Source organism: Rhodococcus sp. NJ-530 (assembly GCF_003860625.1).
Taxonomy (GTDB): domain Bacteria; phylum Actinomycetota; class Actinomycetes; order Mycobacteriales; family Mycobacteriaceae; genus Rhodococcus_F; species Rhodococcus_F qingshengii.
Genome location: NZ_CP034152.1, coordinates 4,925,412 through 4,945,583, shown reverse-complemented (window position 1 = coordinate 4,945,583; position 20,172 = coordinate 4,925,412). Strand labels below are relative to the sequence as shown.

The 20,172-nt window shown below is 62.4% G+C and carries 16 protein-coding genes and 5 pseudogenes; 13 read left to right on the top strand and 8 right to left on the bottom strand.

The window, feature by feature from the left end:
• Positions 1-14: 14 nt before the first annotated feature.
• On the bottom strand, positions 15-1,142 hold the full coding sequence (locus EHW12_RS22920) for a citrate synthase 2 (protein ID WP_003940025.1): 1,128 nt from the start codon (positions 1,140-1,142) through the stop codon (positions 15-17).
• A gap of 471 nt (positions 1,143-1,613) precedes the next feature.
• Here EHW12_RS22920 and EHW12_RS35430 point away from each other — a divergent pair, with 471 nt between their 5' ends.
• The 6 genes and pseudogenes from EHW12_RS35430 (at position 1,614) to EHW12_RS22895 (ending at position 6,397) form a co-directional block, all read left to right on the top strand.
• Positions 1,614-1,787 carry a hypothetical protein gene (locus tag EHW12_RS35430; RefSeq protein WP_346774216.1) on the top strand — a complete coding sequence of 58 codons (174 nt, stop codon included), beginning with the start codon at positions 1,614-1,616 and terminating at the stop codon, positions 1,785-1,787.
• Between the two features lie 230 nt (positions 1,788-2,017).
• Positions 2,018-2,083, top strand: coding sequence for a hypothetical protein (locus tag EHW12_RS35425; RefSeq protein WP_241199185.1), 66 nt, complete (start codon positions 2,018-2,020; stop codon positions 2,081-2,083).
• Positions 2,084-2,132: 49 nt separating this feature from the next.
• A pseudogene (locus EHW12_RS22910) lies at positions 2,133-3,340 on the top strand (MFS transporter).
• Between the two features lie 258 nt (positions 3,341-3,598).
• Positions 3,599-4,318 carry an aldose epimerase gene (locus tag EHW12_RS22905; protein WP_241199031.1) on the top strand — a complete coding sequence of 240 codons (720 nt, stop codon included), beginning with the start codon at positions 3,599-3,601 and terminating at the stop codon, positions 4,316-4,318.
• A gap of 356 nt (positions 4,319-4,674) precedes the next feature.
• Positions 4,675-5,975 (top strand): annotated as a pseudogene (locus EHW12_RS22900) (citrate synthase).
• Positions 5,976-6,038: 63 nt separating this feature from the next.
• Positions 6,039-6,397, top strand: a pseudogene (locus EHW12_RS22895) (FKBP-type peptidyl-prolyl cis-trans isomerase).
• Between the two features lie 90 nt (positions 6,398-6,487).
• On the opposite strand, the gene EHW12_RS22890 reads toward EHW12_RS22895, so the two are convergent.
• Together EHW12_RS22890 and EHW12_RS22885 are read right to left on the bottom strand one after the other, a co-directional pair.
• Positions 6,488-7,249, bottom strand: a complete 762-nt coding sequence (locus EHW12_RS22890; RefSeq protein WP_047270941.1) for an ABC transporter permease — start codon at positions 7,247-7,249, stop codon at positions 6,488-6,490.
• Positions 7,246-8,198: pseudogene (locus EHW12_RS22885) on the bottom strand (ATP-binding cassette domain-containing protein). The gene EHW12_RS22890 and the pseudogene EHW12_RS22885 overlap by 4 nt, the downstream one beginning before the upstream one ends.
• A 93-nt stretch (positions 8,199-8,291) precedes the next feature.
• Between EHW12_RS22885 and EHW12_RS22880 the strand changes: the two are divergent.
• Positions 8,292-9,215: a TetR/AcrR family transcriptional regulator gene (locus EHW12_RS22880; protein WP_241199030.1), complete on the top strand. Its 924-nt coding sequence runs from the start codon at positions 8,292-8,294 to the stop codon at positions 9,213-9,215.
• On the opposite strand, the pseudogene EHW12_RS22875 reads toward EHW12_RS22880, so the two are convergent.
• Positions 9,143-9,910: pseudogene (locus tag EHW12_RS22875) on the bottom strand (sugar-binding domain-containing protein); the annotation flags it as partial. The gene EHW12_RS22880 and the pseudogene EHW12_RS22875 overlap by 73 nt on opposite strands.
• A 340-nt stretch (positions 9,911-10,250) precedes the next feature.
• Here EHW12_RS22875 and EHW12_RS22870 point away from each other — a divergent pair.
• The 3 genes from EHW12_RS22870 (at position 10,251) to EHW12_RS22860 (ending at position 14,415) form a co-directional block, all read left to right on the top strand.
• Entirely contained in the window at positions 10,251-11,078 is an 828-nt protein-coding gene (locus tag EHW12_RS22870) for an MIP/aquaporin family protein (RefSeq protein ID WP_003940085.1), read from the top strand.
• Between the two features lie 64 nt (positions 11,079-11,142).
• Positions 11,143-12,651 (top strand): glycerol kinase GlpK, encoded by a 1,509-nt coding sequence (gene glpK / locus EHW12_RS22865; protein ID WP_047270937.1) that lies wholly within the window; start codon positions 11,143-11,145, stop codon positions 12,649-12,651.
• Positions 12,652-12,699: 48 nt separating this feature from the next.
• Positions 12,700-14,415, top strand: a complete 1,716-nt coding sequence (locus tag EHW12_RS22860; protein WP_047270936.1) for a glycerol-3-phosphate dehydrogenase/oxidase — start codon at positions 12,700-12,702, stop codon at positions 14,413-14,415.
• Between the two features lie 67 nt (positions 14,416-14,482).
• Here EHW12_RS22860 and EHW12_RS22855 read toward each other — a convergent pair whose 3' ends face one another.
• Genes EHW12_RS22855 through EHW12_RS22840 form a run of 4 tightly spaced genes read right to left on the bottom strand, consistent with a single transcriptional unit; the run spans position 14,483 to position 17,659 of the window.
• The gene (locus EHW12_RS22855) at positions 14,483-15,760 is read right to left on the bottom strand and encodes a HAMP domain-containing sensor histidine kinase (RefSeq protein WP_047270934.1); all 1,278 of its coding nucleotides are present in this window, start codon (positions 15,758-15,760) and stop codon (positions 14,483-14,485) included.
• The gene (locus EHW12_RS22850) at positions 15,757-16,434 is read right to left on the bottom strand and encodes a response regulator transcription factor (protein ID WP_047270932.1); all 678 of its coding nucleotides are present in this window, start codon (positions 16,432-16,434) and stop codon (positions 15,757-15,759) included. Before EHW12_RS22850 ends, EHW12_RS22855 begins: the two co-directional genes overlap by 4 nt.
• 12 nt (positions 16,435-16,446) lie before the next feature.
• On the bottom strand, positions 16,447-17,010 hold the full coding sequence (locus EHW12_RS22845; protein WP_003940255.1) for a hypothetical protein: 564 nt from the start codon (positions 17,008-17,010) through the stop codon (positions 16,447-16,449).
• Positions 17,003-17,659 carry a hypothetical protein gene (locus EHW12_RS22840; RefSeq protein WP_003939689.1) on the bottom strand — a complete coding sequence of 219 codons (657 nt, stop codon included), beginning with the start codon at positions 17,657-17,659 and terminating at the stop codon, positions 17,003-17,005. Before EHW12_RS22840 ends, EHW12_RS22845 begins: the two co-directional genes overlap by 8 nt.
• 253 nt (positions 17,660-17,912) lie before the next feature.
• Here EHW12_RS22840 and EHW12_RS22835 point away from each other — a divergent pair, with 253 nt between their 5' ends.
• From EHW12_RS22835 to EHW12_RS22825, 3 genes are all read left to right on the top strand, one after another.
• Positions 17,913-18,479: a hypothetical protein gene (locus tag EHW12_RS22835; protein WP_007733469.1), complete on the top strand. Its 567-nt coding sequence runs from the start codon at positions 17,913-17,915 to the stop codon at positions 18,477-18,479.
• Positions 18,480-18,542: 63 nt separating this feature from the next.
• Positions 18,543-19,004, top strand: coding sequence for an RNA polymerase sigma factor SigD (locus EHW12_RS22830; RefSeq protein ID WP_047270930.1), 462 nt, complete (start codon positions 18,543-18,545; stop codon positions 19,002-19,004).
• A gap of 236 nt (positions 19,005-19,240) precedes the next feature.
• Positions 19,241-20,164 carry a thiamine pyrophosphate-dependent dehydrogenase E1 component subunit alpha gene (locus tag EHW12_RS22825; protein ID WP_042451488.1) on the top strand — a complete coding sequence of 308 codons (924 nt, stop codon included), beginning with the start codon at positions 19,241-19,243 and terminating at the stop codon, positions 20,162-20,164.
• The last annotated feature ends 8 nt before the right edge of the window (positions 20,165-20,172 follow it).

The following is a 20,172-nucleotide window of genomic DNA, read 5'->3' as shown; positions in this document are numbered from 1 at the left end:
ATTCGAGCGGGGTACTACGCGTGGCTGATCTGGTCCCAGCCCTCGACCGACTCCGGAGTACGGGGCGCCGGGCCGGTGTAGATGGCGGCCGGGCGTACCAGTTTACCGAGACGCTTCTGCTCGAGGATGTGTGCACACCAGCCGGCGGTGCGGCCACAGGTGAACATGGCAGGCATCATGTGCGCGGGAACCTCGGCGAAGTCGAGGATGACGGCGGCCCAGAACTCGACGTTGGTCTCGATCGCGCGATCGGGACGACGCTCACGCAGTTCTGCCAGTGCAGCCTGCTCGAGAGCTGCGGCAGCCTCGTAGCGGGGAGCGTTGAGGCGCTTGGCCGTGGCGCGGAGCACGCGTGCACGGGGATCTTCGGCGCGGTAGACGCGGTGTCCGAAGCCCATGAGCTTTTCCTTGCGGTCGAGGATTCCCTTGACCAGTGCGCGGGCGTCGCCGGTCTTCTCGGTCTCTTCGATCATCGGAAGAACTCGGGCCGGTGCGCCGCCGTGCAGCGGGCCGGACATCGCGCCGATGGCGCCGGAAAGCGAAGCCGCGACGTCGGCGCCCGTGGAGGCGATGACGCGGGCCGTGAAGGTGGAGGCGTTCATGCCGTGCTCGGCTGCCGAGACCCAGTACGCGTCGATTGCCTCGACGTGTGCCGGATCGGGCTCACCCTTCCAGCGAACCATGAAGCGTTCGGTGACCGTCTTGGCCTCGTCGATGCGGCTCTGCGGGACTGCCGGCTGGTAGATGCCGCGAGCGGACTGCGCGACGTACGACAGCGCCATGACGGATGCGCGGGCGAGCTGGTCGCGGGCGGTCTCGTCATCGATGTCGAGGAGCGGCTGGTAGCCCCAGATGGGAGCCAGCATCGCCAGTCCGGCCTGAACGTCGACACGGACGTCGCCGGTGTGAATGGGGAGGGGGAACGGCTCGGCCGGCGGGAGGCCGGGGCCGAAGCGGCCGTCGACGAGAAGGGCCCATACGTTGCCGAAGGTGACCCTCTGGCCGACCAGGTCTTCGATGTCGACTCCGCGGTAGCGCAGTGCGCCGCCGTCCTTGTCGGGTTCTGCGATATCGCTGGTGAAGGCGACGACGCCTTCGAGTCCGCTCACAAAATCGTCCGGTATTGCTGCGCTCGCTGCCATTCTCGTGGACTCTCCTCGTTCGAGTGCGCCAGGTCTACAGTCGCACTGCCTCAGCTTCAGTGACTGCGCCTCGGTGCTCGCAGGGATGAGCACGCACCGTGTTTTGTACTGCGCAATCGTCTCGTCCCGATTCGGCGCTGTCGCTGGTGCGGCTCGCGGTCCGGGTCGGTCTAGCCACGGCAAACTTTAGCGCGTGCCGCGTAGCCGTTGGCCAGTGAGTACCGGGAGTAGCGTTCTCGGCTGTGTCGAATGAACGTCAGGACCCGCAGGCGGTGGACAACGAAACTCGCGGCCATGCGTGTGGGCTATCCGCAAGCAGGCAGCGAATCGGAAGTCCGTCCGAGGACCGCATGAGTGCGGAATTGGATACTTCGGTTGTCGAAACCGGTTGGCTGCCACTCATGCGCCAATGGCTCGTGGACGCCGTCGAAGCTGACGCGCCGGAGCCCAACGCCATGACTCTGGTCGACGGTGGACGACGGTGGCCGTCCGGCGTCGCGCACCGTGCTCTGCAAAGGGCTCAGCGAGGACGGAGAAGGATCCGACAAGGCTCGTCACCTCGACGCCCACCCGTACGCGTCGGCGAACTTCACGTGGCTGACCCTTGCCAGGCAGGTGATCGTCCCGGCACCACCGAGCGGGTGAGTGTTCAACTGACGCAGGAGTATTGGGCGAACCAGGCCTCGAGGTTCACAGCTCGGCGCGTGGGCGTCGTCGCAGTCTCGTCCGATCGACTCGCGTGCCGATCTCGACGAGCAACTGCGTGAGGTCGCTGCTCGATTCGGCGTGGACGGTGAGATTCCGGTGCCACCGAACTGGGGCGGGATTCTGATTCGGCCGAGTCCGTCGAGTTCTGGCAAGGACGCGCGAACCGCATGCACAATCGAGTTCGCACGAGCCTGGTCGACGGACAGTGGTCCGCCGTCCGTCTCCAGCCGTGAGCCGCTACTCGCGGACACGACTCCGCTCGAGAATCGCGACTATCGACGGCTGTGGACGGCCGGCATCGTCACCGTCATCGGCGCTCAGCTCAGCGTGGTCGCCGTACCGCAACAGGTGTACGAAGATCACCCGAAGCTCGGCCTACGTCGTCCTGACGGGAATCTTCGGTCTGTTCCGCTGGTCGTTTTCGGTCTGTGGGGGGCGCACTGGCCGACGTCATGGATCGACGACGGCTGTTGATGATCACCTCGATCGGACTCGGCGTCACGTCGGTACTGTTCTGGATCCAGGCTGCCCTGAACGTGAACAACGTGTGGTTGGTGCTCGGATTGTTCTCGGTTCAACAGGCGTTCTTCGCGGTGAACCAGCCGACGCGAGCGGCGATCATCCCTCGGTTGATTCCGGGCAGGCAGTTACCTGCCGCGAACTCGCTGAACATGACTGTCGTGCAGTTCGGTGCGATAGCCGGCCCGCTACTGGCGGGTGTCCTCATACCGTCGGCCGGTCTGCAACTGCTGTACCTGCTCGACTCGATCTTTCTTCTGCCACACTGTGGCGGTATGGAAGCTCCCGGCGATTCCGCCGACCGGAACGTCTCGGCGGGCCGGATTGAGCGAGGTCCTCGGCGGTTTCACGTATCTCGCGACGCAGAAGGTTCTGCTCGCGTCGTTCGTGGTGGACATCATCGCGATGGTGTTCGGGATGTCGCGAGCACTGTTCCCGGAGATCGCTCACGAATCCTTCGGTGACCCCGCCAGCGGCGGTTTTGCGCTGGGACTGCTGTTCGCGGCGATGTCGGTGGGAGCCGTTCTGGGCGGAGTCTTCTCGGGTTGGTTGCCACGGTTCAGTACCAGGGGCAAGCCGTTCTGGTCTGCATCGCGCTGTGGGGGCTGTCCATGGTCGGCTTCGGCGTTGCCGTGTACTTCGCGAGTCCCGGTTCCAGTGTGATTCTGCTCTGGTGGCGGTCGCATTCCTGGCATTCGGCGGAGCCGTCGACATGGTCTCGGCGGCTTTTCCGCAGCACGATGCTCCAGCAAGTGGCAACCGACGACATGCGCGGACGACTGCAGGGCGTGTTCATCGTGGTCGTGGCAGGTGGTCCGCGTATCGGTGACGTGCTGCACGGCGTGCAGCCTTCCTGTTCGGACCGGTGTCGCGGCAGGCGGGCGGCGGCTTCCTGGTGATTGTCCGGTGTTGTCCTTTCTGCCCTCGCATTCCCCGGCATTCGTTCGCTACAGGTGGGACGCGCCGTCTGACGTCTGGTTAACCGGTCGCTCGTGGTGGAAACTGGTACGTATGACTGCGCCGCACAGCAGGGTAGGGAGGGTTCGAGATCCGTGGTGGAGGCTATCGAGCCGAGATCGCCGCGGCCGGTGCCGGGTTGCGGCTACTCCGATCACGAAGGACCGAACGGTCAGGCACGCTGACGAGACCTGGGCACTCGGATCGAAGCCACCCTGTCGGCCGGATCGGTTCTCGCGCCGTGGCCCAACCGAATTCGCGACGGGCACTTCATGTTCGACGGGATCGAGCATCAACTCGAGATCACCGAACCTGCGCTGGGGAACGCGAGCCACGGGTTCGTCCGGCGTCGCAATTGGAGCCTCGTGGACCACACGTACGAAGCCGTCGAACTGTCGGTCGACGTGGGACTTCACAAGGGTTGGCCCTATCCGTTGCAGCTGACGGTCGCCTACGAGGTCGGTGCCGGACGGACTGACCGTCACGCACACGGCCACGAACAAGGGTGCGACCTCGTCGCCGTTCGGCTCGGAATGCACACCTTCATTCGCGCCGGCGACTTTCCGCTCGACGAATGTGCTCTGCATCTGGCAGCAGGCACCGGTTGCCGATCGATCCGGCGAGGATGCTGCCGAACGCGTATTCGCAGGCAGTCGCCGGTACGGACTACGACTTCCGACACCGAGACTGCTTGCCGGGTGCAGTTGGACACTCCGTACAGCGCATTGGACGTCGTCGACGGCAGTGGTCGCACGCAACACGAGCTGCTGGCTCCGGATGGAACGGCACTGCCCTGTGGACCAACCGCGAGTTCCCGTGGATTCAGGCCTTCATCGCAGATCCGCCACGACAAGGGGTATCCCGACCGTGGGCGCGCATTGGCTTTGGAGCCGATGACCTGCCCGCCTGACGCCTTCAACTCGGGCATCGATCTCCTGGTGCTTCATCCGGGTCAGACGTGGACGGGTAGCTGGGGCATCAAGGCGCTGTGATCCGGCTCTCATACCGTGGGATCGTGTAACACCAAGTAGGCATCAGCCGATACGATCGGTTTTCGGTACCCCGTGTCAGTGGTCCGGAAGGTCCGACGTTGCTCCCATTTGCGAATTGCAGCCGAGATTTGCAGATCAGTGTGGGTAAATGCGCGATTCCGTAGACTGGAGTACCGGTCACGCGAGTGGGAAAGCCAGACTGGAACATGTTTCAGTTTCGGTGGGTATGTCGGGTTCGTGAGTACCCGAAAAATAGCCGTGGAGCGACCCTCCTTCGGCACGATCTCTCCCGTGCGACTAGTTTCTAGTTGATCGCATGTAGTTACTCGTTGGTTCGAGCTTGAGAGGGATCCTTCGTGCCCGCTGACAATGACACAAAGCCCACGCTTACTTACCCCGGTGGTGAGTACACGATGTCCATTGCCAGGGCAACAGAGGGCAATGACGGCATCGAGCTGGGAAAGCTGCTGGCCACAACGGGGTACACCACCCTTGACCCCGGTTTTGTGAACACTGCATCCACCAGTTCTGCAATCACCTACATCGACGGTGAGAAGGGAATCCTGCGTTACCGCGGATATCCCATCGAGCAGTTGGCAGGTAAGTCGACGTTCATCGAGGTCAGCTACCTGCTGATCTACGGCGAACTGCCGACCGACGCCCAGCTCGAGTCCTTCACGGACCGCATCCGTCGACACACCCTGCTTCACGAGGACCTCAAGCGGTTCTTCGACGGATTCCCGCGCAACGCTCACCCGATGCCGGTTCTCTCGTCCGCAGTGAACGCATTGTCGGCGTACTACCAGGATTCGCTCGATCCCGAGGATCCGGAGCAGGTGGAACTGTCCACATCCGTCTTCTCGCGAAGCTGCCGACCATCGCTGCGTACGCGTACAAGAAGTCCGTCGGACAGCCGTTCCTGTACCCGGACAACTCGTTGAACCTGGTCGAGAACTTCATGCGTATGACGTTCGGCTTCCCGCCGAGCCGTACCAGGGTGATCCCGAGGTCGCCAAGGCACTCGACATGCTGCTGATCCTGCACGCAGACCACGAGCAGAACTGCTCCACGTCGACCGTGCGCATGGTCGGCTCGTCGGACGCCAACCTGTTCACCTCCGTCTCGGCCGGCATCAACGCACTGTGGGCCCGCTGCACGGCGGCGCCAACCAGGCAGTGCTCGAGATGCTCGACGAGATCAAGGCCAGCGGCAGCACCGCAGCCGAGTTCGTCCGCAAGGTCAAGAACAAGGAAGACGGCGTGAAGCTCATGGGCTTCGGGCACCGCGTCTACCGCAACTACGATCCGCGCGCTGCGCTGGTCCGCGAAACCGCGCACACCATCCTCGCCAAGCTCGGCGGCGACGACGAACTGCTCAACATCGCAATGCAACTCGAAGAGGCCGCCCTCACGGACGACTACTTCATCGAGCGCAAGCTCTACCCGAACGTCGACTTCTACACCGGCCTCATCTACGCGCGATGGGCTTCCCGCCGCGCATGTTCACGGTGCTGTTCGCCATGGGCCGTCTGCCCGGCTGGATTGCGCACTGGCGTGAAATGCACGAGGATCCGGCTACGAAGATCGGCCGCCCGCGCCAGATCTACACCGGCTACACCGAGCGTGACTACAGAGACATCACGTCCGCTGACGCGTGACCTAGCGATATCACCACCCGCTAGTCTTCTGTACCCAACATTTCGCCTCAACGAGGAGGACCCATGAGTAGCAAGCCCGTAATCGAGTTCCAGGAAGGCCCGCGCCGACCGATCTGGTCATCAAGGATCTGGTTGTCGGAGAAGGCGCCGAAGCCGTTCCCGGTGGCACCGTCGACGTTCACTACGTCGGTGTCGAGTTCGAGTCCGGCGAAGAGTTCGACTCTTCCTGGAGCCGTGGCGAGTCCATTCAGTTCCCGCTTCGTGGCCTGATCAAGGGCTGCAGGACGGCATCCCGGCATGAAGGTCGGCGGACGCCGTCAGCTCACCATTCCGCCGGAGCTGGCATACGGCCCGCCGGTGCAGGGCACCAGCTTTCCGGCAAGACCTTGGTCTTCGTGATCGATCTGCTGGACGCCAAGTAATCCACTGTGCGCCTTTATTAACCCCCGCGGTTAATAAAGGCGCACAGCACAAGCAGCCCGCACCGTCAGGTGTGGGGCTTTCTTGTGTGGTCAGCTCGCGGTCTTTCGTCGGTAGAGCCAGTTCGACCACACGAATCCCACGGCGGCGATGCCCAGGCACCACGCGAGGGCGATGGCCGCGCTGTTCCCGATCGGCGTGCCCATCAGGAGTCCGCGCACAGTCTCGATGATCGGAGTCACCGGTTGGTGCCGGGCAAACCCCTGCAGCCAGGACGGCATGGTCTCAGCCGGTACGAAAGCAGTGCTGACGTAGGGCAGGAACATGATGGCGAAGGTGAATCCGCTTGCAGCCTCCGGGTTCTTGGCCAAGAGTCCCAAAGCTGTCGAGAGGTACGACATGGCAAAGACGAAGGCGACGATCACAGCGGCGACGCCGAGCCAGCGCAACGGATCGCTGGTCGGGCGAAATCCCATGATCAGCGCAACGACGACCACGATCGCCGTAGTCAGGACGTTGCGGACGACGCTGGCCAGTACATGACCGGTCAGGACCGACGACGGAGAGATCGCCAAGGTCCGGAAACGGTCGATGATCCCGTCCTTCATGTCGCTCGAGACGCTGACCGCGGTGGTCGAGGCGCCGAAACCGGCGCACAGAAGGATGATTCCTGGCACGACGTAGTCGATGTACTCGCTACCGGTGTTGATGGCGCCGCCGAAGACGTAGACGAACAGCAGCATGAGCATGACCGGAAGGGCTATCGCGGTGATCATCGAATCCGGACTGCGCAGAACGTGTTTGAGATTCCGGCGGAGCATCACCGCGGAATCGATTGCAATGGTGGAGGTCATCGAACGCTCGCAATCTCGGGTTGGCCTGATCCGGTGAGCGCGAAGAACACGTCGTCCAGATCCGGAGTGTGAACGGAGAACTTCTCGACGGTGATCGACGGATCGTCGATCGAGTCGAGGATCGCTTTGATCGACGGAACTGCCCCGTCGGAAGGGATGTGCAGGGTCAAGGTCTCGGCATTCGAATGCGCCTGCGGCAGTGATGCCGCGGCGAGTTCGAGTTGGGCCAGGTTCTCGAATTGCAGTGCGACGTGGCCGCCGGGAACAAGGCGTTTGAGTTCGTCCGGTGTTCCCTCGGCGACGATGCGGCCGCCGCTCAGCACGCCGACCGTATCGGCCAATTCGTCTGCCTCGTCGAGGTATTGGGTGGTGAGGAAGATGGTGACGCCTGACGCTGTGAGTCCTCGAACGATCGACCACATGTCGTGGCGGCTTCGCGGGTCCAGGCCGGTGGTGGGTTCGTCGAGAAAGACGACGTCCGGTCGGGCGACGAGGCTCATTGCGATGTCGAGTCGTCTGAGCATGCCGCCCGAGTAGTCGCCGGTGCGTTTGTCGCCGAAGTCCGTCAAAACGAACTGGTCGAGCAATTCCTCGGCACGGCGACGGGAGTTCTTCCGGCCCAGGTGATTCAGTTCGCCCAGTAGGGTGAGGTTCTCGAATCCGGTCAGCAAGGTGTCGACGGCTGCGTACTGCCCGGTCACGCTGATGCGCCGCCGAACGTTCTGTGGATCTCCGGGCAGTGAATGCCCGCGACCATGACCTCGCCTCCGTCGAAGGGGATGAGGGTGGTGAGAATTCTTACGGCCGTGGTCTTTCCGGCGCCGTTCGCGCCGAGGAGGGCGTACACCGATCCGGCCGGGACCGCCAGGTCGAGTCCAGCCAGTACCTGTTGATCGCCGTAGTGCTTACGGAGTCCGCGGACCGAGATTGCGGGGATCGTTCCTGACATCGAGACCTCCAAGTAAGAACTGTGTATGTCATAAACTCGTGTTTATAGCGTACACAGTTCTAGGATGATGGCAAGAGTGAAGAGTGGGAGCTTATGGATCGCGGAGCGCTACCGAGAGCAGTTGAACTGGCCTGGGGACTGGACCAGCCGGGAACGCGGGGTCCGAAGAAGGGGCTCAGTCTCGAGCAAATTCTCGACACCGCGATCGAATTGGCCGACGCAGAAGGCGTCACCGCTCTGTCGATGGGCCGCGTGGCCAAAGCGCTCGGGTTCACGACCATGTCGCTCTACCGCTACGTGGCAAGCAAAGACGAACTGATCGAACTGATTTCGGATCGGGTGATCGGGCCGCCGCCGGTGATTCCCGACGGCGTGACCTGGCGCGTCAAGCTCGAGGCGTGGGCGAATCAGGAGTATGCCACGATGCTGAGTCGACCGTGGTGGCTCAAGCTGCCCATCACGGCTCCACCGACCGGGCCCAACAACATGGCGTGGCTCGACGCGGGTCTGAGCGCCCTCGACGGGGTCGCCCTGAGCGCCGCGTCGAAGTTCCAGGTGGTGACCAACGTGTCGTTGTTCGTCATCGGCCGCGCTCGATTCTCGGCTGACCTGGCTTCTCGTTCAGCGCAGTCGGCAGACGACGACGTCGCATACGGCGCTCTCATTGCTCGTGTCATCAATCGGGAGGGATTCCCCTACCTGAGTGCAGCAATCGAGGAAGGCGGCTTCGAGGACGGCAGCCCGGAGGGTGAGGCCGCCGGCGACGATGCCTTCGATTTCAGTTTCTCGCTCGGTTTACTTCTCGACGGAATCGAGAAGCTGGTGCAGCGGTCAGGACACCAGCGCGGTGGCGCTGACGTCGTCGATGATCAGATCGGTGATCAGCCCGCCCGTAGTGCTCCCTCCAGAGCCGGCAGTTTTGCTGTTCCGGCGACGATGCACACGCGCCTGGCGACCTTCTCGAAAAGGTCCAGTCGCGGGCCGCTCGCGCGCTCGTTGAGTTCGATTCCGCGGTAGCTCCCGTCCGACCGGAAGAAGACGGTTGCGATGTCGCCGACCACTCCGTCGCGTCGAAGTGCTTCTGCTTCATCGGGTTCGAGGTATCCGGCGGTGTAGACGTGACTCGGTACGTTGCCGCCCGGTACACCGATGCTGAAGACTGCCAGGTCCATTCGCTTCTGCATGTCCAAGACGCGTTTGATGCTTCGTTCGCGCCACAGTTGCTCCCGAGTTTCCGGGTAGTCGAAGAAGGCAGGCACCGGAAATCCTTGTGGCAGAGCACCGTAGGCGTCGGCGATGGTTCTGATGATGTCGCTGGCGTAAGAGATCCCGGTGGTGCGAGTATTCGCGGCGCCGTTGAGTTGCACGACGTACGAGTTGTACGTGCGTTTGGGGGCAAGGTGCTTGCTGACTTCACTGAGAGTGGTTCCCCAGGCGATCCCCATCACCATGTCGCTGTCGAAGAACGACGCCAGCAGGCGTCCGGCAAAGGTTGCGACCTTTTCGAGTCGCTCGAGATCTCCCACCAGTTCCGGCACGGTCACCACGTGGGCGCGCACTCCGTACCGTTCCGAGAACTCGCGTTCGATGCGAGGAGCCTGGCCGTGCGGGGTGCTGATCTTGATCTCGACGAGACCCGAGGTGCGCGCGTAGGTGATCAATCGGGAGACGGTGGATCGGGACACCCCCATGTCGCGGCCGATGGCAGCCATGGTCTGGTCCTGGAAGTAGTAGAGGCGTGCGGCCTGAACTGCGTCGGCGATGCGCGGGTCCGCCGGATCGGAGGTAGCGGAGTCCGAAGTGGGAGTTTCCATGGGTTCGTCCTGTCTGCACGTACGTGCAAGAGCATTGAACCGAATCCTATCCGAGTAGGCCCAGGCCGAGGCGCTCGATCACGCAAAGTCCCAGAAGTGTGTCTGTTACCCGCGTTACGGTGCGCAAATGGGTATTTGCACATATGTGCACGAGCTATGCGTGAATGTGCAAAGGGCTTTACGCTACGGGTGCAGCAATCCAAACTATGACATGCATCACAACGAAGTGAGGGTGGGGATGGAGAAAGCCAAGCGATTAGGGCTTCCAGGCGAGTTGGCAGCCGAGTTCGCCGGAACGATGATCTTGATCTTGTTCGGCGTCGGAGTTGTGGCGCAGGTTGTGTCCGGCGGGAGCGGTGGGGGTCTCGGCGGACACGACAGTATCGCGTGGGCCTGGGGACTCGGCGTCATGTTCGGCATCTATGTCGCAGGCCGGGTGACGGGTGCTCATCTGAACCCCGCAGTAACCTTCGCCTTTGCGATCTTCCGGGGATTCTCCTGGCGCAAGGTCCTGCCCTACACGCTGGCGCAGACCGCTGGAGCCTTTGTCGCGGCCCTGATCGTCCGGTGGAATTACAACGACATGCTCAATGCCATCGATCCCGGACACACAACGGCGACTCAGACGATCTTCTCGACGATGCCCGGAAACGGAACGCTCCCGGTCAGTCTGGGATCAGCGCTGATAGATCAGATCATCGGCACGGCGATCCTGTTGTTCCTCATCGTTGCGGTGACCGATACTCGGGGAACTCCGCCGCTCGCGAATCTTGCGCCCTTCGTCGTCGGTTTGATCGTGGTGGCAATCGGATTCGCATGGGCGACCAACGCGGGTTACGCCATCAATCCGGCCCGCGACTTCGGTCCGCGGCTGGCGTCGTATCTCACCGGTTACGGCAGCGCCTGGCGAGATCAGTACGGGAGCCTGTATTTCTGGGTGCCCATCGTGGGGCCGCTGATCGGCGCTCCGATCGGGGTGTTCCTCTACGACAAGCTGATTGGTCGATTCCTGCCTGACGAGTCGGTGGAGAAGGCAGCCGAGGAGCCGGCCACGATACCGGCCTGATGGCGAATCATCATCTCTGACAGTAAATCTTTCGCACTTTCTTCGACACCAAAGGGGTAGCACGATGGCGCAGTTCGTAGCCGCGATAGACCAGGGAACCACCTCCACGCGATGCATGATCTTCGATCACAGTGGGCACGTAGTCGCTGTCGAACAGCACGAGCACACACAGATCTTTCCGCAGGCAGGCTGGGTCGAACACGATCCGATCGAAATTTGGGACAACGTCCGCAACGTCACCGCGGGCGCCTTGGCCAACGCAGATCTGACCGCGGCCGACATCGCATCCGTCGGCATCACCAATCAGCGTGAGACGGCAGTGGTCTGGGAACGAGCAACCGGAAAGCCCGTTTACAACGCCATCGTCTGGCAGGACACACGCACCGATCGAATCTGTACTGCACTCGCCGGCGAAGACGGCCCCAGGAAGTACGCCGAAGTCACCGGATTGCCGTTGGCCACGTACTTTTCGGGCCCCAAGGTCAAGTGGATTCTCGACAACGTCGAGGGCGCGCGTGAGAAGGCCGAAGCAGGCGAGTTGTGCTTCGGCACGATGGACACCTGGGTGCTGTGGAACATGACCGGCGGCGTCGACGGCGGAGTGCACGCTACCGACCCCACCAACGCGTCGCGCACTCTGTTGATGGATCTCGACACTCTCGCTTGGGATTCGGCGATCTGCGCCGACATGGGCATCCCCGAATCGATGCTCCCCGAGATTCGCAGCTCGTCCGAAACTTTCGGATTCGTGCGCGAACGCGGAACGTTGTCCGGCGTGCCGATCGCCGGAATCCTCGGCGATCAGCAAGCAGCGACTTTCGGTCAGGCCTGCCTCTCGCCCGGAGAAGCGAAGAACACCTACGGAACCGGCAACTTCGTGCTCCTCAACACCGGCACCGAAAAGGTGATGAGCAAGAACGGCTTGTTGACGACGGTCTGTTACAAGATCGGTGAGCAGCCAACGGTTTACGCACTGGAAGGATCGATCGCCGTGACCGGTTCGCTGGTCCAGTGGCTTCGAGACAACCTCGGCATGATCGACAACGCGGCCGACATCGAGGTGAACGCGCGCTCTGTGGACGACAACGGTGGCGCGTACTTCGTGCCCGCGTTCTCGGGCCTGTTTGCACCGCATTGGCGCGCGGATGCACGCGGTGCGATCGTCGGTCTGACAAGGTTCGTGAACAAGGGGCACCTTGCCCGGGCGGTGCTCGAAGCGACTGCGTACCAGAGTCGTGAGGTGATCGAGGCGATGAACCTCGACTCGGGTGTCGACTTGAAGGTTCTCAAGGTCGACGGCGGAATGGTCGCGAACGAACTCCTCATGCAATTCCAGGCCGATCTGCTCGACGTCGAGGTGATCCGCCCTGTCGTTGCGGAGACCACGGCATTGGGCGCTGCGTACGCCGCTGGTCTCGCGGTCGGGTACTGGGAGAGCGAGGACGACATTCGCAGCAACTGGGCGAAGGACAAGAGCTGGACGCCGTCGATGGATTCGGCCGAGCGTGAGCGCCTGTATGCAGGCTGGCAGAAAGCCGTCACTCGGACACTCGACTGGGTCGACGCAGACTGATCGCGGCGCCCCCATTTCTACCTATTTTCAAGTGAAGGAACAGTTTTCATGAGCACAGCACAAGCATTGAGTCCGTCCTCGCGGGCGGAGTCGCTGAAGAAGTTGGAAGAAACCGAACTCGACGTCCTCGTTATCGGCGGTGGCGTGGTCGGAGCGGGTAGCGCGCTCGACGCCGCAACTCGCGGTCTGAAGGTGGGCTTGGTGGAGGCTCGTGACTTCGCGTCCGGAACCTCGAGCAGGTCGAGCAAGCTGTTCCACGGCGGACTGCGTTACCTCGAGCAGTTCAATTTTGCGCTCGTGTTCGAGGCACTGCGTGAGCGGTCGCTGGTTCTGAATTCGCTGTGCCCGCATCTCGCGAAGCCGGTGCCGTTCATCTACCCACTCGAGAAGTTGATCGACCGGCCGTACGTCGGTCTGGGCATCGGCGTCTACGACGTGATGGGCGCAGGCCGCGGGGTTCCCTCACACCACAAGCATGTGGGCAAGAAGAAGACTCTCGAATCGTTCCCTTCCGGAAAGCGCTCTGCTATCCGGGGTTCGGTCAAGTTCTACGAGGGTCAGGTAGATGACGCCCGCCACACGATGATGCTGGCGCGCACAGCAGCCGAATACGGCGCACTGTGCGTGAACAGCACCCGCGTAATCGGCTTTCTCCGTGAGGAGGACCGCGTAGTCGGGGTGAAGGCCGTGGATCTGGAAACGGGTCGCGCGTTCGAGATCCGTGCTCGTCAGGTCATCAACGCCGCCGGGGTCTGGACCGACGAGATCCAGGAAATGGTCGGTGGGCGAGGGCAATTCCAGGTTCGCGCTTCGAAAGGTGTGCACCTGGTCGTCCCGCGAAACCGCATCAACTCCTCTACCGGAATCATCACGCGGACCGAGAAGAGTCTGCTGTTCGTGATCCCGTGGGGAAGCCACTGGATCATCGGTACGACGGACACCGACTGGAACCTCGACCTCGCCCATCCGGCAGCGAGCCGAAGCGATATCGACTACATCCTCGGACATGTCAACAAGCTCCTTCAGGACGAGTTGACGCACGAGGACGTCGTCGGTGTGTACGCGGGGTTGCGTCCGTTGCTGTTCGGCGAATCGGATTCGACCAGCACTCTCTCGCGTGAGCATGCGGTGTCGAGTCCGGTCCGAGGTTTGACGGTGGTCGCCGGTGGCAAGTACACCACTTACCGCGTGATGGCCAAGGACGCTGTCGATTCCGCGGTGCACGGATTGGAACAGAAGGTGCCGAAGTCCTGCACCGAGCGTATCCAACTTGTGGGTGCCGACGGCTACTTTGCCGCGCACAACAATCGGCATCTCACCGCTGAGCGCACGGGACTGCACGTTTCGACCATCGAGCACCTACTGGGTCGGTACGGCACTCTGGCTGACGAGTTGTTCGAACTCGTCGAGGCGCGACCGGAACTGGGGCAGCCGTTGGACTCCGCCCCCGAGTACCTCAAGGCGGAGATCCACTACGCTGCGAGCCATGAGGGTGCGCAGCATCTCGACGACATCCTCACCCGTCGTACCCGCATCTCCATCGAGGTTACCGATCGCGGCGATGCGGCAGCTGCCGAAGTGGCGGAACTGGTTGCGCCGGTGCTCGGTTGGACTCCCGAGCACATTGCCGAGGAGATCGAGCACTACCGGTTGCGCGTCGCAGCCGAGCGGGAATCTCAGGAGCAGCCCGATGACCTCACAGCTGATGCGGCGCGCCTCGGTGCACCGGACGTTCGCACCGGAGTCACTGTCGGACAGGTTTGAGTCCGGGACACCACCAATGATCGGCCGGGACGCTGTGTCCCGGCCGATCGACCGAACTGCCTCGGTGTCAATCGAACTCGTCTGCCGAACATTCGGGGAGGTCGATCGTCACCACCGCGCCCCCGTTCGGATGGTTCGCGAAGTCGATACGAGCGCCGATGACCGCCGCTTGTCCCACTACGATCGTCAAGCCGAGGCCCAGGCCCGAGTTCGGGCCGCGTTCGACGGAGTTGGTCTGAAATCTCTTCGGCCCCTGGCGAAGCCACTCTTCAGTGAACCCGACGCCCCGATCCCGGACCGTGATGCGGGAGTGGTCGACGTGGACATTGATCGGCGACTTTCCGTGATTGCGAGCATTCAAGATCAGGTTGGCGATGATCCGCTCGAGCCGACGTGCGTCGGTGTGCGACACAGGCGTCCCGTGAACTCTCACTTCGCATTCCACCCCGGTGGTGGAAATCGCGTGACGCACCACCGGTGCCAGTTCCACCGATTGGATGTCAGCCTGCTCGGAGGTGGTGTCGAGGCGTGCCACTTCGATGACGTCCTCGGCGAGCCTCCTGAGTTTATGGACGCCGTCGCGCACCAATTCGGTTGGCCTACCGGGTGGCAGGAGTTCTGCGGCGCCGACCAGTCCGGAGATGGGTGTCCTGAGATCGTGCGCGATGTTGGCTGTCACGCGCTTCTCGGCGTCCAATTGTCCCCGTAGAGCATCGGACATCGCGTCGACCGCATCCGCCAGCTCGGTGATCTCGTCGTCGAAAAGCGACCAGGTGACCGAGCGGACGCGGATGTCCGCTCCGGTAGACACTTTGCGAGCCGCACGGGCGGCCGAGCGCAATCGATACGACATCGCGAGTCCAAGCAGCACACCCAGGACGGCACCCGCTGCGATCACTGCGACGGTGGCGTTGCGAAGTGTCCGATCGACGCTGGCGATCGATTCCCGCTGCGCGGTGTACGGGACGCGAATCGCCACCACCTGAGTGTTGACGTCGGCAGCAGCCCAGACAAATGGCTGGTCCCCGCTGTCGACAAGGTAGGTGGCACGTTTGCCGCCCGCCACGGCCTGACGCAACTCTTCCGGAACGTCGAGACCATCTGTGGTGGCGCGGAACAGCGCACGCATGCTGCCCGTTTCGTCCTGCAGCACCAGTTGGAGATTGCGATCAGCTGCCGCCCGCGCTGCATCCTCTTGGTTGTGTGAAAAGGTTTGATGCATCACGGTACTGAGCGTGATCGAGGCGACGGCAATCACGAACGTGATGGCCGCCGCGATCTTCCACTGAAACGACAACCGCCTCCCGGTGGACGGGAGCTTGGCGGCGAGATCCCGCGATCTCACCGATGGTTGTCCATCGTGTAGCCGAACCCCCGGACGGTCCGGATCTGTTCGGAGCCGATCTTCGTGCGCAATCGCTGAACGTGAACGTCGACGATGCGCGTATCGCCGCCCCAGTCGTAATCCCAGACGTCCGAGAGCAGTTCGGAGCGAGACCAGACTTTGCGCGGCACACTCACCATGACCAGGAGCAGCTTCATTTCGGTGGGTGTGAGAGCCACTTCGGCGCCCGAACGCGTGACGGTCACCAACTCGCGATCGATCTCCAGATCGCCGAGAGTCACGATGTCTTTCTCCGTACCGGAATGGGATTCGACCCGCCGGAGCACACTGCGGATACGGGCCACCAGGACACCGCTGTCGAAGGGCTTGGTGACGTAGTCGTCGGCACCGGCTTCCAATCCGAGAACGATGTCGACCGGGTCGTCGCGCGCGGACAGCATGATGACCGGCACCGACAGTTCCTCACGAATGCGTCGGCACAGGCTGATTCCGTTCAGGTCGGGAAGCATCACGTCGAGGACGGCGATATCCGGCTTGGCGTCGATCGCCATATCCATGCCGGTCAACCCACCCGATGCGGTGATCACCCGAAACCCGTTGCGTTCGAGATTCAATTGCGTTGCTTCGCGTATGACAGCGTCGTCTTCGACCAGCAAAATCAACGGATCGGTCATCGGCCTTCGCTTTCATGGGAACGGAACACTCTCAAACCCTTCACCGGTCCACTTGTATGCAGTCGACGATTGACAGAACTCCGGAATGCCGGGGTCTTTGCACAGGTCGACCATGACCGACAATCCTCCGGTTGAGCCGACGACGTAGCGTCCTGGGTCTTGCACTCCGAAGACTTTGTGAGCGCCCGATTCGTCGATCTGGTAGACGAATCCGGCGACCATGAAGCTGACCGGTGGGGCCGGTCGTCCCCAGATGCCGACAGACTCGCAGGTGAAGACATTGACGACGGCATCTTGCCAAACGGCGCCTGTCACGGGGGAGTACCGGATTTCGAAGGGGAAGTTCGCATCACCGCACAGTCGGAGACTGTCCTTGACCGCATCGGACACTTCCGGGTCTGCTCTGAGGAGGGCAACAGGATCGATGCTCAAGCCCTGTGAGAGATCCGAGGGGTCGAGTGATGCTGCGATATTCGGAGTGGGTTCTGATTCAGGCTCGGTGGAACAGGAGACGAGAGCAAACGCGACCGGCAGGCAAACACCGGCGAGCATCGCGCGGCGACGGCGATCAATCACGGATGAACTCCATTCCATCCCAGTGGAACTCGGTCCGAAGCGGTGGACGGGGGCAACATTCGAACTCCGGTGGCCGCGGATCCGTTTCCAGGACAGACAAACTCGCGGCGCGTTGACCGCTGACGATGAACTTTCCGCGCTCTTCGACGGAGAACAGGCGCTCACCCAGTTCGGGATCGTCTTCACTCGAACCGGCCTTGCCGCTGCGGTAGACGTAGCCGGCAAGGTTGACCGAAATCGACACTCCGGTCCCGGGTTGGTGGGCCGGTTGGCACGGATACACATTCATGACGACGAGTTCGGTCTCCGGCACGATACGCGGTGCGCCTGGATCGAGAAGGATGGACCCGACCGAGATCGGATACCAGTCAGGGCACGACCGAAGTTCTGTCTTCACTCCCTCGGACACCCCAGGATCGTCGAGGAGCGCCCGGCCCAACCTCGAGTTTTCGGCAACCCGTCTGGCCAGGTCTGCAGGTTGTGTGACGGGCAACCCGGTGGAAGCGACATCGCCTTCGATCACAACGCCCTGGGTGGACGCGCAGCCGGTGATCACGGACGCTCCGAGGGTTGCTGCCGCGAGCGCTGTACCGAACAGGCTGCGAGTACGGTCTGATCGACCGCCGCAGATGTCACTCCGATACAACACGTTCCCCTCCCCGGCCGCTGCGAACCCTCTCATCGGCATGTGCGTTTTCATACGATCACAGGTGATCTCGATATCGGAGTTTTGCCACCCACCGTTACGTAATCGTATGAATGTCAGGACCGTCGAGAGTTGGTACGCGACCGACGGAATTCTGTTACGAAACCGATGGAATCAGGCTCCTAGAGTGAGTCACGTCGGTGCTCACCGCTTGGGCGGAACGAGCTGATCCGCGTATCGAGGAGTGTGAGAGCAAATGCCTGAAGTATTGCTGACCAACAAGACTCGGCGTCTGCGAGTGCTGCTCGCCGTACTGACGATCGGGGTGGTGTGCGCGATGACAGGGTGTTCGAGTGATGACAACAGCGCTCCAGGAGACGAACCGACGACTACATCGGTGGTTGCGGCGTCTACGACCCCACCGCCGCTGACCGCAGCGACCACTTCGGAGACAGTCGAAGGCTCGAACTCGGTGGGCGGCGGTACGGACGCATCCACCCCCGGAGTCCCGGCGGGCGGAGCTGCGCCGGCCTGGACACCGGTCTCGACCAGCGCGGCTGCCCCTGCGGCCCCTGGTCCGGCTACCGAGTCGACCAAGTGCACCGATCAGATCAACTATGTGGGTGACCCTCGTTCGAATGCGGAGATCAACAGCATCGGAGAGCGGATGGGTTCGTGCCCGGCGCCCCTCCCGCCCGATGCCGTCGAGCCCCCCGAGAAGTGCACCGACCAGATCAACTACGGCGCTGACCCTCGTTCCAACGCCGAGATCAACATCATCGGGGAACAAACCGGGATCTGCCCCGAGCCGATACGCCCCTAGCGACTTCAAAACCTGAGCATTAGTCGGGAATTCGACCAAGAGCCGAACCAGGGGGAGATCGGAATGACAAGCAGGGCAGGTGGACGTTCGATCGACAGTGTTGCCGACGATGCGTCCCGAGGGGATCGGGACGCGATTGCAGAACTCCTTCAACGCATCGTGCCTCTGGTGACGCGGCGCTGCCGTGCCGAACTGCGACCGCTCGACGCTGATCGTTTTGCCGTCGGTATCTGCCGATCCGTCCTGTCCGACATTCGGCGACGTAGACGTGCCGGAGAAGCGTTCCTCGCGCATCTGTACGACGCGATCAGTCGCGAAATCGATTCGCTACCTGCCTCCAGTCGACTCACTCTGCCCTTCGGTGATCTGTCGGCCGCAGAACGCAACGTCTTGGTAGCTCGCATCGTTGTCGGCTTCGACGTGCGCGAGACGGCGCTGTCACTGAGAACGACAACGAGCGCCGTCGAACTCGCCCAACACCGCGCGCTGGCCAAGATCAGACGCGACAGCCTGAGCGGCGCCTGAATCAACGCTCGAAAGTCAACAGCTGCAACCCTTCGCAACTCCCGGCAACCTCACGCAACTCTTTCCCTTCGCCCGTGACCTACACGACACTGCATGGCGACGAGTGATCGAGAACGAGGAGTGTGACTGTGGTTCAACGGACGGCGCAGAAGCCGACAACCCCAGGATCGAAAAGGACCGGCGCCAAGCCTCATTCAGGGCTGGACCGGGATGCATTGCTGAAGGCGTACGAGAAGATGTCGCGCATCCGTGCGTTCGAGGATCGACTGCACGAAGAGAATGCAACCGGTGACATCCCCGGCTTCATTCACCTCTACTCGGGCCAGGAAGCCATCGCGGTGGGAGTGTGCGAGAACCTGAGCGACGCCGATTACATCGGATCCACTCACCGCGGTCACGGGCACTGCATCGCCAAGGGCTGCGATCTGAACGGCATGATGGCCGAGATCTTCGGCAAGGACGACGGCCTGTGTCGCGGTAAGGGCGGCTCGATGCACATCGCCGACCTGTCCGTGGGAATGCTCGGCGCCAACGCGATTGTCGGCGGAGCCCCGTCGTTGGCGATCGGCGCTGCACTGAGTGGTAAGACGCTTCGAAACGGTGTCATCGCAGCGTCGTTCACGGGTGACGGTGGATCCAACCAGGGAACCGTCTTCGAGGCGATGAACATGGCTGTGGTGCTGGACCTTCCGATCGTCTTCGTGATCGAGAACAACGGATTCGGTGAGGCCACCGGAACCGACTACGCAGTTGGTGCACCCGACATCGCCGCGCGCGCCGCATCCTTCGGCATGCCTGCCGTCAAGGTGGACGGCACCGACTTCTTCGCGGTCTACGACGCAATGGCGGAAGCATCCGAGCGCGCCAGGATCGGCGGCGGCCCCACCACGATCGAGGCGGCGGCATTCCGTTGGCACGGCCACTTCGAGGGTGACGCGCAGCTGTACCGCACGGCGGAACAGGTTGCGCAACTACGGGAAACCAAGGATCCGCTCAAGAATTTCCGTAGCAGCGTGGATGTGAAGAAGGTCAGCACCGCTGATCTGGACGCGGTGGACGAGCAGTCGCGAGTGCTGGTGGACGAGGCGGTAGCGAAGGCGCGTGCCGCGGCGTATCCACCCGTCGAGAATCTGCTGACCGATGTCTACGTGTCGTACTGAGGAGCCCG

Coding starts and splice junctions, on each gene's coding strand:
- EHW12_RS22920 (WP_003940025.1), bottom strand. CDS start 1,142: ATGGCAGCGAGCGCAGCAATACCGGACGATTTTGTGAGCGGACTCGAA.
- EHW12_RS22905 (WP_241199031.1), top strand. CDS start 3,599: ATGTTCGACGGGATCGAGCATCAACTCGAGATCACCGAACCTGCGCTG.
- EHW12_RS22890 (WP_047270941.1), bottom strand. CDS start 7,249: ATGACCTCCACCATTGCAATCGATTCCGCGGTGATGCTCCGCCGGAAT.
- EHW12_RS22880 (WP_241199030.1), top strand. CDS start 8,292: ATGGATCGCGGAGCGCTACCGAGAGCAGTTGAACTGGCCTGGGGACTG.
- EHW12_RS22870 (WP_003940085.1), top strand. CDS start 10,251: ATGGAGAAAGCCAAGCGATTAGGGCTTCCAGGCGAGTTGGCAGCCGAG.
- glpK (WP_047270937.1), top strand. CDS start 11,143: ATGGCGCAGTTCGTAGCCGCGATAGACCAGGGAACCACCTCCACGCGA.
- EHW12_RS22860 (WP_047270936.1), top strand. CDS start 12,700: ATGAGCACAGCACAAGCATTGAGTCCGTCCTCGCGGGCGGAGTCGCTG.
- EHW12_RS22850 (WP_047270932.1), bottom strand. CDS start 16,434: ATGACCGATCCGTTGATTTTGCTGGTCGAAGACGACGCTGTCATACGC.
- EHW12_RS22835 (WP_007733469.1), top strand. CDS start 17,913: ATGCCTGAAGTATTGCTGACCAACAAGACTCGGCGTCTGCGAGTGCTG.
- EHW12_RS22830 (WP_047270930.1), top strand. CDS start 18,543: ATGACAAGCAGGGCAGGTGGACGTTCGATCGACAGTGTTGCCGACGAT.
- EHW12_RS22825 (WP_042451488.1), top strand. CDS start 19,241: ATGTCGCGCATCCGTGCGTTCGAGGATCGACTGCACGAAGAGAATGCA.